General features: G+C 50.7%; 14 protein-coding genes and 1 pseudogene. 6 read left to right on the forward strand and 9 right to left on the reverse strand.

Annotated elements, in window-relative coordinates; genetic code table 11:
• Positions 1-56: 56 nt before the first annotated feature.
• Together IRJ17_RS23965 and IRJ17_RS23970 are read right to left on the reverse strand one after the other, a co-directional pair.
• On the reverse strand, positions 57-1,340 hold the full coding sequence (locus IRJ17_RS23965; protein WP_122963195.1) for an ABC transporter substrate-binding protein: 1,284 nt from the start codon (positions 1,338-1,340) through the stop codon (positions 57-59).
• A 148-nt stretch (positions 1,341-1,488) separates the two neighbouring features.
• Positions 1,489-2,694, reverse strand: a complete 1,206-nt coding sequence (locus IRJ17_RS23970; RefSeq protein ID WP_122963194.1) for an ROK family transcriptional regulator — start codon at positions 2,692-2,694, stop codon at positions 1,489-1,491.
• 453 nt (positions 2,695-3,147) lie between these two features.
• On the opposite strand from IRJ17_RS23970, the gene IRJ17_RS23975 reads away from it, so the two are divergent.
• The 5 genes from IRJ17_RS23975 (at position 3,148) to IRJ17_RS23995 (ending at position 7,420) form a co-directional block, all read left to right on the forward strand.
• Positions 3,148-3,366, forward strand: coding sequence for a PLDc N-terminal domain-containing protein (locus IRJ17_RS23975; RefSeq protein ID WP_242772098.1), 219 nt, complete (start codon positions 3,148-3,150; stop codon positions 3,364-3,366).
• A 15-nt stretch (positions 3,367-3,381) separates the two neighbouring features.
• Positions 3,382-3,606: a hypothetical protein gene (locus IRJ17_RS23980; RefSeq protein WP_242772099.1), complete on the forward strand. Its 225-nt coding sequence runs from the start codon at positions 3,382-3,384 to the stop codon at positions 3,604-3,606.
• A 32-nt stretch (positions 3,607-3,638) separates the two neighbouring features.
• Entirely contained in the window at positions 3,639-3,803 is a 165-nt protein-coding gene (locus IRJ17_RS23985; protein WP_242772101.1) for a hypothetical protein, read from the forward strand.
• A gap of 899 nt (positions 3,804-4,702) precedes the next feature.
• Positions 4,703-5,431: a hypothetical protein gene (locus tag IRJ17_RS23990; protein WP_242772102.1), complete on the forward strand. Its 729-nt coding sequence runs from the start codon at positions 4,703-4,705 to the stop codon at positions 5,429-5,431.
• 468 nt (positions 5,432-5,899) lie between these two features.
• A complete protein-coding gene (locus IRJ17_RS23995; RefSeq protein WP_242772104.1) occupies positions 5,900-7,420 on the forward strand; it encodes an NAD(P)/FAD-dependent oxidoreductase in 1,521 nt (506 codons plus the stop codon).
• A 275-nt stretch (positions 7,421-7,695) separates the two neighbouring features.
• Here the strand turns inward: IRJ17_RS23995 and IRJ17_RS24000 are convergent.
• Positions 7,696-7,834: pseudogene (locus tag IRJ17_RS24000) on the reverse strand (LuxR C-terminal-related transcriptional regulator).
• A gap of 381 nt (positions 7,835-8,215) precedes the next feature.
• Between IRJ17_RS24000 and IRJ17_RS24005 the strand changes: the two are divergent.
• Entirely contained in the window at positions 8,216-8,647 is a 432-nt protein-coding gene (locus IRJ17_RS24005) for a VOC family protein (RefSeq protein WP_122963190.1), read from the forward strand.
• A 179-nt stretch (positions 8,648-8,826) separates the two neighbouring features.
• Here IRJ17_RS24005 and IRJ17_RS24010 read toward each other — a convergent pair whose 3' ends face one another.
• From IRJ17_RS24010 to IRJ17_RS24035, 6 genes are all read right to left on the reverse strand, one after another.
• On the reverse strand, positions 8,827-9,048 hold the full coding sequence (locus IRJ17_RS24010) for a helix-turn-helix domain-containing protein (protein WP_003387736.1): 222 nt from the start codon (positions 9,046-9,048) through the stop codon (positions 8,827-8,829).
• A gap of 462 nt (positions 9,049-9,510) precedes the next feature.
• Positions 9,511-10,434, reverse strand: coding sequence for an ABC transporter permease (locus tag IRJ17_RS24015; protein WP_173596234.1), 924 nt, complete (start codon positions 10,432-10,434; stop codon positions 9,511-9,513).
• A gap of 34 nt (positions 10,435-10,468) precedes the next feature.
• Positions 10,469-11,332, reverse strand: coding sequence for an ABC transporter permease subunit (locus IRJ17_RS24020; protein ID WP_167470238.1), 864 nt, complete (start codon positions 11,330-11,332; stop codon positions 10,469-10,471).
• Positions 11,333-11,478: 146 nt separating this feature from the next.
• Positions 11,479-11,937 (reverse strand): chemotaxis protein CheX, encoded by a 459-nt coding sequence (locus IRJ17_RS24025; RefSeq protein WP_122963188.1) that lies wholly within the window; start codon positions 11,935-11,937, stop codon positions 11,479-11,481.
• A 79-nt stretch (positions 11,938-12,016) separates the two neighbouring features.
• On the reverse strand, positions 12,017-12,412 hold the full coding sequence (locus IRJ17_RS24030) for a hypothetical protein (RefSeq protein ID WP_063227188.1): 396 nt from the start codon (positions 12,410-12,412) through the stop codon (positions 12,017-12,019).
• A 65-nt stretch (positions 12,413-12,477) separates the two neighbouring features.
• A complete protein-coding gene (locus tag IRJ17_RS24035; RefSeq protein WP_242772106.1) occupies positions 12,478-16,242 on the reverse strand; it encodes a S8 family serine peptidase in 3,765 nt (1,254 codons plus the stop codon).
• Positions 16,243-16,419 lie beyond the last annotated feature (177 nt).

The following is a 16,419-nucleotide window of genomic DNA, read 5'->3' on the forward strand; positions in this document are numbered from 1 at the left end:
CTCGTAACAGGGGATGGCTCCGTCCTCGACACGAAGCCATCCGTAAAAAGAAACCCCTACTCTTGCGCCAGCAACTCGTTCATTTTTTGCGCAAGTTCTTTCGCTGCATCTTCTACGCTCATTTGACCTGCCCATGCTTTGGTCATGTAATCGGTCTCCAGCTTCGCCCATTTCGCGGTGTCCTTGGAGATCGGATACGCTTTTGCGTTAGCTGCCTGATCAATAAAAATTTTCAGATTAAAGTTAGGCATCGATTTCACCCAAGTATCTTGTGTACCGTTGAACGCCGGGATTGCCGCTCCCTTGCTTGCCTGGATCTCCGCCGCTTCCTTGGAGCCCAGGTACTTGACGAACTCCCACGCTTCTTTCGGGTGCTTCGTGTTCGCCGCGATCACATTGCCCAAACCGTGGATAACGCTCGTGTTTTCCTTGCCTTTAGGAAGGTAGGCCACGTCCACTTTGTCTTTGGTGTACTCGTTGCCATTGAATGCGCTTGCCATCCAAGACCCGGAGTAAACCATCGCCACTTTCCCGGATTCGAAAAGTTGCGTCGATTCAGTCTCCGACATTTGCGCCGCAGACGGCGACACTTTGTCATTGATCATGTCTACCCACAGCTTCAAGCCTTCGATCGTTTCCGGTTTGTCAAAGCCCGACGACTTTCTGTCTTCGGAAATGACGGAGCCGCCAGCTTGGAAAATCGTGTTGTAGTAATTGTCTTGTCCGTATGGCGCTGCCGCGATTCCCCAGATGCCTTTTTTCTCGTCCGTCAGCTTTTTCGCTGCTTCCTTCAGCTTGTTCCAATCCCATGTTTCGTCCGGATATGGCACTTTGGCGTCATCAAACAGCTTCTTGTTGTACCAGAGCCCGATAGTGTCAAAATCTTTTGGCAATGCAAACGTTTTTCCGTCGTATGTGTAGAGATCAACCAGCGCTTTTGGATAATTTCCAAGGTCGACGCCGTCTGCCTTGATCTGTTCATCGAGCGGCAGCAGCACATCGTTTGCCGCATACTTGATGATCCGCGGGCCGTTGATCCAGAAAACGTCCGGCAAAGTTCCGCCAGTCGCAGCCGCTTCCATCTTCGTCCAATACTGTTTGTTCGGTGTCAGCTCGATCTTGATGTCAACATTCGGGTTCGCTTCATGGAATTTCTTTGCAATTTCCTCCATGGCCGGCATCTGGTTTTTATCCCAGAGGGCGTAAGTAAGCGTTACCTTTTCTCCGGTTGCGGCGCCTGATTTTTGTCCATCTGACGGTGTGGCACTTTGTCCGCCACCGGAACATCCTGCTACCGCTACCAACAATGCGGCCATTGCCAACGAAACCAACTTCTTCATCTGAAGTCCCTCCTCGACATACGTTCTCCTCTTTTTTTACCCCCAACTCAGTTGAAACGACTGCGTCTTGACCTCCACGGCTCCCCCCTTTCACCGTACGATGCAATCTTTCTTTTTCCAATGCTAAAACAAAGTATTCAAAAAGGAACTACAGGCTGAAATGAAAGACGTCCTGTAGCAGTACGGCAGCGGCTGCCTTGACTTCAAAGTCCGCTCCCAGCATTGTCGGACGGAATTCCAGCCCGTCTACCATAATGCCCATTGCCTGTTCGCGCACCTGCTTTTCGATGCGCTCAAACAACACTTGATTGTCGCGCATCATTTCCCCGCCCAAAATGATCAGGCTCGGGTTGAACAGATTGACCAGGTTGACGATGCCGATGGACAAATACGCGGCGATTTCTTCTACGATGTCCTCGCACACCTGATCCTTTTGCTGCAAGGCACGGCGGAACACTTCAAACGTAATTTGCGTCATGTCTCCACCCGCCAGCTCCAGGACCAGCGTCTCTTTGCCGCGGGCAATCGCAGACAGCAATCCTGTGTAGATCGCCGGCCAGGCGACGTAGTTTTCCAGACAGCCGACGTTGCCGCAATCACAGCGCATGCCGCTGCGGTCTACGGTCGTGTGCCCGAACTCGCCAGCTCCCCCGCGGCTTCCCCGGAAAATGGAACCGTTTACAACAAGACCTGAACCTACCCCTTCGCCCACTGTTACGAACAGCAGGTTGTCGGCTTCGATCCCTACCCCGAAATTTTTCTCTGCCAAGGCAATCGCGTTGGCGTCGTTGTCGAGCCACGTACTCATGCCGAAACGCTGCTCAGCCAGCTCCTTCAACGGAACATCCGTCAATCGCAGCTTGGAATTGAAGCGAATCACTCCGCTCGCTGCGTCGACAATCCCCGGAGCGATAATGGAGATACCCAAGCAACGCTCTGTGTCCGCTGCCTGTGTCAAAAAGTCTGCAATCGAGTCCAGTACATACTGCACCATCCGATCGCTGACAAGACCAGGACCGACCGGATATACTTGCTTGCGCTTGGTCGCCGCCTCCAGATTCATTTCCGCGATGGTGATCGCCGTGTTCGTGATGGAGACGCCAATCAAAAACTTTCCATCGGGGCAAAAGCGCACCATGATCGGCTTTCTGCCGCCTTTTGATTCTCCTGTTCCATCCTCCGCTACCACGCCGTCACGAATCAGCTCGTTGACTGCCGACGTGACCGTAGTCGGGCTGATGCCTTGCTTTTTGGCAATGTCACTGCGCGAGATGGGCCCATGCTGGCGGATTGTATCGAGTATAATAAAGCGATTTAGTTCTTGAATCAGTTTGAGGTCTCCGGTCCTGCGCATTTTATAAGCTCATCCTTTGTTTTTCCAATGACTTTATAAAGTGATCATAGCAGACCCTTCCAGCTTGTGTCAATTTGGATTTTTCAGTTTTTTGCACTTTTTCTGGACAGCTTCCTTTCTTTTCCATCTGGCTCTTTCTTTTTGTAAAATGAAGCTGATACTGATATGGCTTGGCTCCACTTCACCTTACGCGAAAATGGGGGTACCGTTCATGAGAGATAACCTGCTGCATCGGGAAATGAAGAGTTGCCTGGGTCCGTTTTATATCTGTTGCTTTTTATCCAAGCTGGCCTCTCGCAGGTTCCCGTTGATCGAAGACAAGAAAAGCGAGTATCAAAAACGGTACAGAGAGAGCAATTGCCTGTAGTGCGGGCTGCATGCACGAACATCGAGCAATATCCCAATTTTTGGTATACTCATAAAAGCGCTATAATGAAAAAGCAGGTGATTGCATTGGTTAGCATCGGTGACTCTTCTTTTTTCATGCTTCTGCCCCTGTTGGTAATCGTGCTCCTGAACGTGCTGAACATCGTGATCAGTATTTGGGGCTATCGCGATTCGCGGCGCAGAGGCAACAGCAAGGAATTTTCCATTATCGTCCTGGTAGCGTTGTTATTTTTCCCGATTATCGGGCTGATTGTGTACCTGATTATCCGCAAAGACGAAGCATAGAGGGGGAAGCTGCTCATGACGGCGACTGTGTGGACGCCTTACGAGGATTGGCGGGGGCATCCTGCTGACTTCCGGGTCAAGTATCGCTTTTATTCGGAAGCAGAGAGCGGGAGAAAGCTCCCGCCTGTTCAAGGCTATCGAAGCGATTTTTCTTATGCCGGCGACAATGAAAAAATCGAGCTGTTCGCGCTATCCACCCTGAGTTTGAGACGCCGGACGGGGATGTCATCCGCGATCTGACTGCTCCAGTCCCGGCAGAAGGAACGGCCCGCATGTGGATTTTGTTCCCGCAGATGCGCCAAACCGTCCATATCCATCGCATCAAGCCAGGGATTGTCGGGTATTTCATGGAGGGTGCGCGAAAAGTAGCTGTAGCGGAAGTGATTGAGATTGTCGGGTTGCATGAAAATCCTGGGGAAGATCAGGAAAAGAAATGAGGTTTCTTCTCTCTCGATGCAAGGAGATGAGTGCCTTTTTCTAAAGGCTCGTTCTGTCTCCGCTGCCCTGGCCAGCCCAGTCTGTCCAAGTTTGCTAACTTTCGCTAGACGACACTGAATGTTCGCTTCGTTATGCTAAATTCGCCCGTTGTAAAACGACCTCTTATCCGTTGATGGAACGCGGTGTGCGATGAAAGTCGCCCGCACGGCGTAGGCTCGAACGAAATCCCTCCAAAATAACCGGAGGGAACAAGGCGAGAATAGCGATACCAGCCCAGCGATTGGCACGATCGCGGAGAATAGTACCCTCCCGCGATACATCATCCACTTCAACAAAGCGCTCGACGATGACACCATCGCTGAAACAGACCCGAAAAAAGTCATAGCTTTCTTTGGCATGAAGAGCACAGTGTGGAATCCTTCCGCTTTTGTTACCTCATTGGCATGGGATACGACAGATCCTGACCATCCGATCCTGATTATGAACACTAAATTAAGCAATAACCCAGGTCCAGGGAAATACGTAAATTTTGTCAATGGAGCGGCAAAGGATCGGCATGGCAATGTCATTACGCGCACTACACCTTAATAGCGAATCCATCAACAATCTTCGGATTTCTCCGGGGATCTTTTTTTATATTTGGTGGCGACCACCGACTGCTTTCAAGGTTAGCGTTTTTTTACCAGCAAACTTGTTTCTATCATGTTTCGAGCGCTATTTATTTTTACACTCGTTCAAAATATTGTAAATTAATTTCATGATTCGACAGTATCTCCTAAGGCAAAGGCAAAGAACGTGTTTTAAAATGGTAAATGTTGGAATTAACATCACAACCGTTGACTTCCACTTGATGATATTGTCCAAACGCCATCTACTATGATCAAGAAAGGTGATGTTCATGTTTAAGAAATCTTTGCTCCTCCTGACATTAAGCTCCGTTGTCGCCGTACCGGCTCTCGCTGCGCAAGCCCATGGAGCAACGCCATCTCCCCAGGCAAAAACGACCGCTTACGCATCCGCTTTCAGCAAAGAAGACGGGAAAACGAAGCAGTCTCCTTCCAAAGTGTCCGCTAAAGCAATCGCAAACAAAGCATACGGCGAAGAGCATTGGGTGACCATTAGCTCGCCCATTCCAAGCGGTTGGGTCATCGTCAGAAATCAAGGAAACATGAATCTGATCAGAGACCTGAACAATGCACCCGCTAATGCCCAACTATGGGTATTGGGAGGCTCCCCGATCCCGACTGGATGGATCGTGACGAGATACCAGGAAAATACCAAATACATCCAAAATGTCAATAACGCGGCTTATGGCGCTCAACACTGGGTGTTGATTAGCTCGCCTATTCCAACCGGATGGATCGTCACCAGAAACAACGGAAATACGAATTACATCGAGAACGTCAATAATGCTCCTTTTGGCACCGAACGCTGGGTACTGCTTAGCTCGCCTATTCCAGCCGGATGGGTCATCACCAGAACTAACGGAAATACGCGCTACATTAAAAATATTGCGAGCGCTCCGATTGGCTATGAGCAATGGGTACTGCTAGGTTCGCCTCTCCCAAGCGGATGGATCATTGTTCGCTCGCAAGGATCTAACAATCTGATCAAGCGTGTTAGCTAAAACAGAACACGGAAAGCCGCATGCATGGGCAATAGACACATGACATGCAGCCAATGGACAAGCTGGCGTCGGACGTGCATTCGACATCAGCTTGTTTCTTTTTGGCTCACTTCGCTGCCCTCTGAGCATCTTCTTTCCATATCACTTTTTCATCATCCCGCTGCCAGAGCAAGTTCGTTATAGGAAAAGGAAAAGTCATTTTGCCCAGTTGTTGAAGTACTTTTTCCAACTCTTCCGCCTCAAATACTCTCTCTTTCTTTTGCTCAACCGCTTTTCATATTTCTTCTGTTCGGATCAGGCAATATAAACAGATGCTGTTCATAGAACGTTTTTTTGTCCATAAAGTATTTATTAGAAGCATCAAACTAACACGTCTGGTATGGCTTCGGATACATTTGCTGAAAACACTGCAACTCCAACTAATGAATCGCGGCGAACTGCGAATCAATTTTAAGGAGGAAACAAGCTATGAACAAACAACTGCAAGCTGACAAAAGAAAGCAAGAAAAAGCACTTGTAATTGGAGCCGGCATTGCAGGCTTGCTAGCCGCCCGCGTTCTTTCCGGTCATTTTGCGGAAGTCATGGTTGTAGAAAAAGATGAGCTGCCAGAAAAGCCATCTACTCGTCCTGGTACCCCACAGGATTTTCATCCTCATCGTGTGCTGCCGCGTGGGGATTTGATTATGAACCGCTTCTTCCCGGGATATATCGATGATTTATTGAATCTCGGTGCATGTAACGTGCAAAATAGCAAAATGACCCGATTTACTGCATATGGAAAACTTGAATTGGTTAGCAGCCAAAAAAATGCATCTAGCAGTCGGGCCTTGTTGGAATGGACGATCCGCCAGCGTGTGCAAAAGATTCCCAATATACGCTTTGTAACGAAACAAGTAGTGACAGGACTGCTTGCTTCGGAAGACCACAGGCAAGTTGTCGGTGTTCGCCTTCACGCACGAAAGGAACGGAACAAGGAGCGGACCGTTGCCGCTCATCTGGTAGTGGATACATGCGGCCGTCAATCGAAGCTCAATAAATGGCTGGAAGCGCTGGGATATGCTGTTCCAGAGCCTGAGCGCTTAAAAGTCCGTTTTGGGTACAGTACCCGACATTACCGAGTCCCTGCCCATCTTACAGAAAAATTGTCGGCTAGTTCAGAAGGAGATCCTGCTAACAACAAGGGTGCGGTGGGGCTGCTGTATATTGAGGATAACATAGCGCAGGCATTGTTGTTTCGTGCGGGAGGGAAACAATATCCCCCAACAGCCCCGGAAGAATATGAAAAAGAGCTGTACTCCTTGTCTACTCCCATGTTAAAGGAGTTAATCAAAGAGTTGGAGCCAATCGGCGCTCCGCGTGGCTTTCGGGCAGAAGAATCGACGCGGCAGCATTATGAGCAAATGGAAAATTGGCCCTCGGGACTGCTGGTGTTGGGAGATGCATTTTGCAACTTTGACCCTATTTATGGGCAAGGCATGACGGTAGCTGCAATTGAAGCCGAAATGTTGGACATCAGTTTACAGAAAGGCGATCTGCTTCAACCTGACTTCGAACGCAAGGTGCTGCAACGGATGCAACAAGCCATTGAACCTGCCTGGTGGTTGAGTGCGATTGCCGATTTGCGTTGGAACGGGGTGGAGCATGTAGGCGCTATCCCCTTAAAAGGGGTGGCATTTGCTCAGAAATACTTTGATCTATACCTCAAAACGGCCGTGAAGCAGGCCATGGAGAATCATGACCTTTCCATGTTCCAGCAATATATGATGATGAACGCATTAGTCCTTCCCCCTCAGGAAATCATTAATCAGCGCACGCTAACTATGCTGCTAACCGGAGATGAATCTCGCGAAGAAACACAACTTTTAGCGGAACTGGGAGAACACGATGCGACACATCTGCAAGAGAGGATCAATGAGTTGATTCCTTCCTTTACTTTAGCATTTGATCAAAAGGTGCCAAGTCTGTTCGCTTCCGACTCCCATCATTGAAGCACCGGAATAGATGCAGCTAGGCTTCCCGGCTTCGTGCCGGATTTTTCAGATGTTTGAATCCACTGCCCGCTCGCTCTCTTGCAACCAGCATGCTGACCATATCCATGGGAAGTCGCAAGCACAGAGTTGAACATCGGCCCGCGCCATTCCCGCACAACAGGCAGCTCTTCAAAGCCACGCTGGTTCGCACCACGGAGAGTGGGCGGAATAAACCGTGTTTCGTGCTCAGCAGGCCAGTGCTCCTGCTTGTAAAATGCGCCCAGTTCACCAAGTCAAACGAGTTCGACTACTGCCTCGGATCGACCTTTGATACTTAATTTTTGCATGACATTACTGATGTGATTGCGCACAGTCTTTTTTCGCTGATGAAGACTGGCTGACAATCTCTTTCGTTCTCTTAGCTTGAACCAAGGATTTCGTTCACAACGGCTTGGCTTGGTCGCTACCCTTCAATCGTGCCACCCCTCCTTGTGGTCACGACAATACCTTCCGAAAACATTCCTACTCTTTGCTCCCTGTTCAAACGTAACAGCTCGTAAAACCCCAGAGCAACTTCTTTACCAAAGCACAGAACGCTTACAATGGGGCAGCAAAGATTGCTGCAAGCGGAACCTCACAGGTTGTCCATTTATCCCAATCCCCTCCATCCCCACTTAGCAAATCCGTGCATTCAGTTCAATCTTCCTCTTTTTGCCCAAAATAGTTTTCATAAAAAGCCTTGCTTTCACGCAAGCGTCAACGTTTACCGTTTATTTAAATCATTCCAACCACAACGGGAAAGGGGTTTCTGCTATGTCCGATTTTTACATTATGCCTATGTTCGTCAAATTGGAAGTGAAAAGTGTCGAGGAATCAACAAAATGGTATCGGGAAGCGCTGGGATTTTCGTCTGTGTTTGAACTGCCAGGCGGTGATGGGTCCGTCGTAATGGCTCATCTGCGGGGAACGAAGTACCAAGATATTCTTCTCATTCAAAACAAGACTGCGCCCTCACCAGCTAACAGTGGCGGTGTTGTCATTCATTTTTCAACGAATGACATTGATTCACTTGACCAGAAAGTTCGCGCAAAGAATGCTGAAATAATCGAAGGACCAGTAATTCGTCCTTGGAACGCACGAGAAATCGTGATAAAAGACCTTGATGGGTACGTCATTGCATTCTCCTCCCAAATCGATGGGTCTAAGGCATTTGATGAAGTAATGGATGGCATTCAGTTACCGTAAGTAAGCTGTCTACTTTGCCTTCGCATTGTGTAAGAAGAATGTGAACGTTATGCTTTCTCGCCTAGCCAGTAAACGCCTGACTTGTGTGCCAAATCGCTTGTATTGACTGGACTTCCCCCAAAAATAAAAAACCCTCCCTTCCGACCATGGGAAGAAAAGGGAGGCTGGGTGGACTGGGTTCAAATCTCTAGTTCACCAAGTCGAACGAGTTCGACTACTGCCTGAGATCGACCTTTGACACCTAATTTTTGCATGACATTACTGATGTGATTGCGCACAGTCTTTTCGCTGATGAAGAGTTGTCCGGCAATCTCTTTGGTTGTCTTATCTTGGACCAAGAGTTCAAACACTTCTCTTTCGCGATTCGTTAACAACGGCTTGGTTTGGTCGCTACCCTTCAATCGTGCCACCCCTCCTTGTGGGCTCTACAGGAACAAGGTTGAGGGATTACAGAGTCACCTTATCCTATGATGGGGGGTGGGTGATGGTGCCGGAATTTCAAGGATTTTAGGCTTTTGCCTTACATCCTATTCACAAAATGGGCAATGGGTTCCGAACACCACACAAGAAACATCTCCAGCCATCCCCGCCACTTCCGAAAAAATCATGTTGGTCGGCAGTCTGCCGGTTGTCTCTTTGACCAAACAGGCTTGCGTACTTGCCCGCTTGGGGAGGCTGGCGCCGGAACCCAAAGGCCAACACCGCCCCCGACACTTCAGTCTATTCACATAGCATGTGTGCTGCTCCCTTCTTTCCCCCTCCTTTTTCCGCGTTCTTCGCAAGCTTGTTCCAGCAGGGCGCACAGCCACACCAAAAACCCCGATCCATCACGACCGGGGTCATCAACTCCATCATCTTTACGGTTAAATAAACGGCGTGCGATGATACGTCTGTTCGAACTTCTCGCGCAATCCCTTCGCCAACAGCGTGAACGAACCGATTGCGATCACGAAAGCAACCAGCGGCGTCAGGAATATCCAGGTGTAATTGCTGTAAACAAACCCCCGGTACGCTCCGAGCAGCCCAGCCCACTCATGCGTGATCGAGTGGAAAAGGACGGGGTCCATCGTCATTTTCGTCCCGCCGACAAACAGGTCAAACATCCCCAAAAGTCCCATCAAGGTCATGATGGCGACCATTTCTGTCACCAAAATAATAATGATCTGCTCTTTCAAGTGCGGGAGAATATGCCGGAAAATGATTTGCTCGCGTCCCGCTCCCAACGAGGTAGCTGCCAGGACGTATTGCGATTCCTTGATCTGTTCTGTCTTTTGACGGATGGAAGAAGCCACAGAAGGCGCTCCCAGCACTCCGACAAGCACGATGAAAAACAGGACAAGCGTCGATGTCGGCGTCAATGGATTGATATTGATGCCTTTGAGCAAAAAGTAGACGGGGATGAAGATCGGCATATAGCTCCAGGCGTTTTCGATGGCGAGCCACCAGCGCTGCGGCTTGTCCTGAATGCCGATATACAGTCCGAGAACCGTCCCGATCAACAGGCGCACAGCAGCCACCGCCAGCGTGACAAAAACAGTATAAGGAGCGCCGTGCAACAACAGTGTGAGCAGATCGTATCCCCATTTGTCCGTGCCCAGCCAGTGAGCCTCAGACGGCGGCAATGGCGGTGCGATGATGATGGTTTTGCCGTTTACGACCTCGTTGCGCAGCTTTTCCTGATAGTCCAGCTCATAAGGAGCGATATACGGCCCGAGCACACCGAGGATCAGGAGCAGCACCACGAGGATGCTCCCCGTCCACAAAGACCAGTTGAATCCTTTTTGCATAGAAAAACCTCACTCGTTACGACGAAACATCGCGTTATTTGTACACGGCTACCCGTTCGAACAGGTACAGCACCGCGCGGATGAGCACATAGACCAGAATCGAGAGCAAAATGATGCCCAGCAGCCCCATGACCGCGGCATTGAACTGATAGCCCCCGTCCTTGCTGAAAATAAAGCGGGTAAGACCGACGACGTTGAGCAAATATTCCACGATGAACAAGTTTGCGACGGTAATCGCAATCGTCTTTTTCAAATCGGCCACGAGAAACGGCTTGATGTTTTTGTATACGTGGTGGGTCAGTACATGCCAAATGCCCATCCCTTTTGCAAGCGCTGTCTTAATGTAATCTTCGCCGCCGATTTGCACGTATTTCAGACTGATTACTTTCATCAGGAAAATCGTTGGCCCGATCGCGAGCAGCGTCATCGGGAACCAGTCATTGGCGGAGTCGCTGGTAGGCGACAAGGTGATGATGCGAATATTCGTCAGCTTGTAAAATCCGACTGCTGCCAAAATCGACATAAAAATCAGAATAAAATCGGGAATCGTGGCAACAAGATTCAGAACCTTTTGCAACTGGCGGACCATGCGAAAGCGCTGCAAAAACAAGCCGAATACCAGACTGGCCACCACAGCAATGCTGACGCTGGAAAACAAGAGCTTAAACGTATTCATGGCAAACGGGACGATATCCTCCGCGATGCTTCTCTCATTTTCCCCCAAGTAGTAGGTGCCGAGAGAACCACTCGCGATCTGCTGGATCAAAAAGACAGAGTGGACAACGATTTCTTCCGGTGCGAATACGATCTCTTCCTTGACCGTATATAGCATAAATGGCCCGCCACAGACGACGATGACCAGGAAGAACATCCCAAGCAGTTGTTTTACATATGACAAACACTCCTACCCCCTTACTAATTCCAACAATACACCATCTAAAAAAAATCATCTATACAATCAAAAAATATTTTATGTTTTTTTATATTTCAGACAATAGATTCGTTTCTCCTTCTAAAACAAAAAAAGACGGCCGCTGCCGCCTTTTACCGGATCACGATAATTTGAATTTCCAATCGGCCCATGTCATGCAGATCGAGAGGAGCCGTAAGCGCTGTTCCCGTCACGTCTTTCAAATCTTGATGATGCACGAACAACGGAGGCGTAATGTCGACAATCACACCGTTATTGGATAGCAAGGTGCTGGCGTTGCCTGAGATCATGTTCCCCAGCTCGGATATGGCGCTCTTCCCCAGCTCGTCCATCTCCTGCACCGGAAAACCACCCATCATGGCAGAGACAATGCGCAAAGCCAAATCCTCTTGCAGACCAAAAAACACGTCTCCTTGCAATTGCCCTGTCATCCCGATCCGAATCCAGGTGTGACCCTCCGCATTGCTCCACTCCTTCTCAGCCAATTCCCCACGCGAAATGCCTACGTTACATACCTGTTGAATCACAGAGGAGGCTGATTCAAGAAATGGATCTAGGTATTTGACTATCATTTGCGATCTCTTCCTTTCCCGGGCAATTATCTCTGCTATAGGACTATCATAATGTCGATATTTGGCAGATGCAAGACTATCACAAAAACTTCATAGGCAAAAGGTCACTTATCCGCCGAACTCCCGGAAATAATTCCCATACTTTTGCATCATGCCTTTTGGTATAGATAGCCGAGCACGTACGCAGATCCAACACTTCTACGCCTACCTCATGCCGACTTAGCTGCCACATCGGCAAACTGAGCCGCTCAAATGCAAAAACAGTATCGCCAAATGCGAGACACTCTGCTATACAGCGCTCATCCGGATAGCTATCGTCTGCTTCGAGCAAATGGACAGGCTCCAGTCCGAACTGCTGAAGCAGGTGCAGCCGATCCATGCATTGCGCCTTGCCGTTTTTCCCGGCAATTCGTCTGGGCGAGAGCAGTGGATACTCTTTTCTAACATATTCCCACTTGATTCCGTGATAAAACATCGAATTTGTTTCCCCCTAAAGCAGCAAGCCCGGCTGCAGCGATAATTCGCTACGCCGGGCCATCCTTACTGCTTCCTTTTGCCGATCACGTTCATTTCGGCGCGCACTTCACGTCCCAGCGAATCGGTTGCGATCACAGTCAGCTTTTGCTTCCCTTCCTCCACCCGATTCAGCACCAGGCGGAACCCTCCACGGTCATTCACATCCGCAGCAATCGGCTGCTCTTTGTACATGACTTGCACATGGACGGGACCAGCCCCTGTCACCTTGCCTTCGATCGGCAGCGTCTCGCCTTCCTGGCTCTCCACTTGTTGTTTCATCAATTGAATCGTGGGCGCGGCTACCGTTCTCGCCCGATAGCTCAGCCGTTGCTCTCCCAAGGTGAGCACGACCGTTCCGGCGCTGGCATCCACGTATGCGTATAGCAGCAGCGAGCTTTGATTGCCTGCCCCGTCTTTTCCTTCGATCAGGACGCGGTTCTCTCCTTGCTTCATCGGCAAAACGTGCGTCAAATTTTTGTGCACAGGGATTTCCAGCTGGTCTTCCTCGAAGTTGGAAACGATCTGTCCGTTGACGCTCGCCTGCCCCTTGTACGTTTGATCGCGGTACATGAAGCGAATCGGCACGAGCATCGTTTTCGTTGCCGGGTCAAACTGAATGTCCTCGGATCCGTCGTTTTGCAGCTGCAGCATCGGCGGGCTTGTATCGACGATGACGCGCTGCGTGAACTGCCTTGTATTGCCGTACATGTCAGCAGCGCTGTAGACGACGTAGTTCAATCCTTCTTGCAGTCTCAGGATCGTTTCGAACGAACCGTCTGCCTCCAGCTTCACAGGTGTTTTGTTGATGGATAAACGAACTCGGTCGAGCAACTCCTCGCCTGCTACCTTCCCGCGCAAGGCGACATCCGGCTGCTTCGATATTTTCAAATAGCTGAACAGGTCATCCGGAAATTCTACGAACGGCGGCACCGTATCGCTCTTGCCGTTTACATTCGCCACACCGATGTTTCCGGCGTAGTCAAAGGCCACTACGCTGATTTTTTTCTCCGGCTGGTTGACCAGCGTACTCGTAATTTTCGGGGAGTACGGCCCGCCTACTTTCTTGCCGTTCACGTACAGCAAATAGCCTTGCACATCTTTGTCCCGGCTGCTCCACTGCACTTTGTTGCCGGAGACAGACGCGGTTACAACAGGCGGTTTCGTGTCTACGCGAATCGGCAGTGTCATCGTCTGCCAATTCGTTTGCCGGCCGTCGATCTTTGCCTTGATCAAAAACTGGTACGCGCCGTCTGGTGCTTGCACATAGCTGCCTTTTTGCGGGGAAAAGATTTTGCCATCCCAGCTCCACGCTTCCCGTTCCGTGTAGTAATAAGGCGTTCCCAGCTTGGACTGGTCGTACTTGCTGATTTTTTCATCGCGCACAAGTGTCCGTACCGGCTTGCCTGACTGGTCGATGACCTCCACGATCACTTGACGGGCGTTGCGCAAAAACGTAATCGAAGGAGCGGCGATATCGTAGTGTCCATCTCCGTTTGGCGAAAACGCAATCTGGTTCGGATCAATCTGTGCCGTGCCGTCATCTTTGGCACCCGTCACGCCCAAATAATCGCGGTAACGCCATTTGTCATTGCGTTTATCGTGGAACCAGGTTGTTTTGACGCCCGTGCGCTTTTCCTGGCTGCCAGCCTCCCACACGGGCTGATCCATGATCCGCGGTTCATCCCAGTCCCCGAAAAAGCCGAAATACGGCACGCGCAAGACAGGCAACGCTTTCTCCTCCGGCAAAAAGGCGATGAACCCTTCCGCAAACTGGTTGCGCGATGCTGTCTGAGGAATCGCCAGCGTCACTTTGACCTCTGCTCGCTTCCCTGGCTCCACGGTTACCTTTTGTGCGGAAAAACGCAGCTGTGCCCCTTCCAGAGCGGTTTCCGTAAGCATATTCAGGCCATCCTTGCGCAAATCGGTCATGACGCCGTACTCATCTTGAATCTGATACGTCAGCGGCTTTTTCCCAAACTTGTTATCGACAAACAGCGAAAATGTCGTCGTCTGACCGATCTCTCCGAGCGAGACGCCTGCTTTTCCTTTCGCGTCTACGACTACCGCCGGAGTCTGGATCGCCTTGGCGATTTGCATCACGCCCGCTCCTTGCACGCGCGGGCTGTACGGAACCTTTTTCACCTTGGCCTTGTCGGATGCAGCCACGCTCCCTCGCGGATCGAGCACAGGCTCGGCCGTGTTCATCGCCGCTGCTTTCAACGTTTCCACCAAAGCCCGTCCTTGCAGGTTGCGCCCTTGCTTTTGATACGCTTGCTTGAGCAGCGCCATCCCGCCCGCCGCGTGCGGCGTCGCCATCGAGGTTCCGCTTTTCACGGCGTACTCCGAATCGCGCACAAGCGACAAAATGCCTCCGCCCGGTGCCGCAATCTCCGGCTTGAATTGCAGATCGGGAGTCGGTCCCCAGGAAGAGAAGCCGGAAATCGTTCCGCCATCCGGGTACGGCATCGGATTTTGCGCGTATTCGCCATTGAAGGTGACCGTTACTTTTTTGCCTTTTTTCACTGCCTGCGCCAGCTGCTCCCCCATCTGCTTGAGCACAGCGACGGCAGGAATTTGCTTCAAATGCTCCGCGCTAATAATCAGCGGCCCTGACTCGTTGTTGTAAATGATCGCGCCGACAGCACCCGCCGCTTTCGCCAGGCGCAGCTTTTCGTCAAAAGAAATATCGCCGCGCTCCAGCAGCACGATTTTTTCCTTGACCGAGACGTTGTAGTCTTCTTTTTTGCCTTTGCCCATGTAGACGAGCGGATACGGCTTCAGGAGAGACACGACCGGATTGAGCGCTGCCCCGCTCTCCACGTGCCCCGGCAAGTATACGACTCGTTCCAGCCCTGATACACCCTGGACGGAAAAGCTGTTGCCCGCAAGTGTCGTCGCGTTGACAGAAGCAACGGAAAACGCGTCCGGACTGAGCCCGGGAGAACCGATCATCGCCACGTCCGGGTTTTGCGCCCGAACTTTGTCACTGCCAAAATAAGAGTCATTCCCCGCAGCAGCCACTACGATCACGCCATTGTCGACGGCTTTTTTCACGGCCATCTGCTCGACGTTTGACTCATCCACGTATCCGGCAGAGGAGCCGAGACTGAGGTTGATGACGTCCGCTTTTTTCGTGATCGAGTCGTTGATCGCAAACAGGATGGACTCACTGAGGCCAGGCACTTCCCCTTGATAGTTGGAAAATACTTTCTGGCTCATGATTTGCGCTTCCGGTGCAACTCCTTTGATTTTCCCGTTGGCGGCGATGATCCCGGCCACGTGGATGCCGTGTTGGGATTCGGCGACATCTTCCGTCGTCTGATTGCGGTCCGCCCAGTTGAAGCCTGGAATCACCTTTTGGGCCGAACCGGACTTTTGCACCGCCAACCGCTTGTCGTGCGGCGCTGGCAAGTCAGGATGGCGCGGGTTCACTCCTGTATCGATGACGGAGACGAGCATCCCTTCCCCTTTGACGCCTGCTTCCTGCCAGGCACGGCCAGCCTCGATCATCTCCAGGGTGGACACTTGCGCTTGCACAGCTTGTTCGCCCAGTGGAACCGACTCCGAGCGCTGCCACTCATTGGCGCTGCTTGCCCGCTGTCCGCTCCCTGCCGCCTCTGCTGAATGACTTGTATGTAATGGCTGCTTCATTTCCGCCAAATCCTGCATGACCACACGCGGCAGAACAGCGGAGTCGCCAGAAGCGAACACGTCTGCCTGCGTCTGATTCACGGTTGTTACGGGAAGCAAAACCAACGCTAACCCTAAGCTGATCACCTGTTTTTTCATCGTTTGCCCCCTTGTTGGAAGTACACCCATTATGTATCAGTTTTCACTGGGAACCGCTCGGGTATTCTCGTCTTTTGCCGTAAGGTTGACAAATCAGGTGATTCGGCCTATATTTAATTACGTTAAATATTTCCTGTACGAAACTTCCTCGTTACTATATTGCTACTATGCTGTAAG

The organism is Brevibacillus parabrevis, from assembly GCF_022701015.1.
Taxonomy (GTDB): Bacteria; Bacillota; Bacilli; order Brevibacillales; family Brevibacillaceae; genus Brevibacillus; species Brevibacillus parabrevis.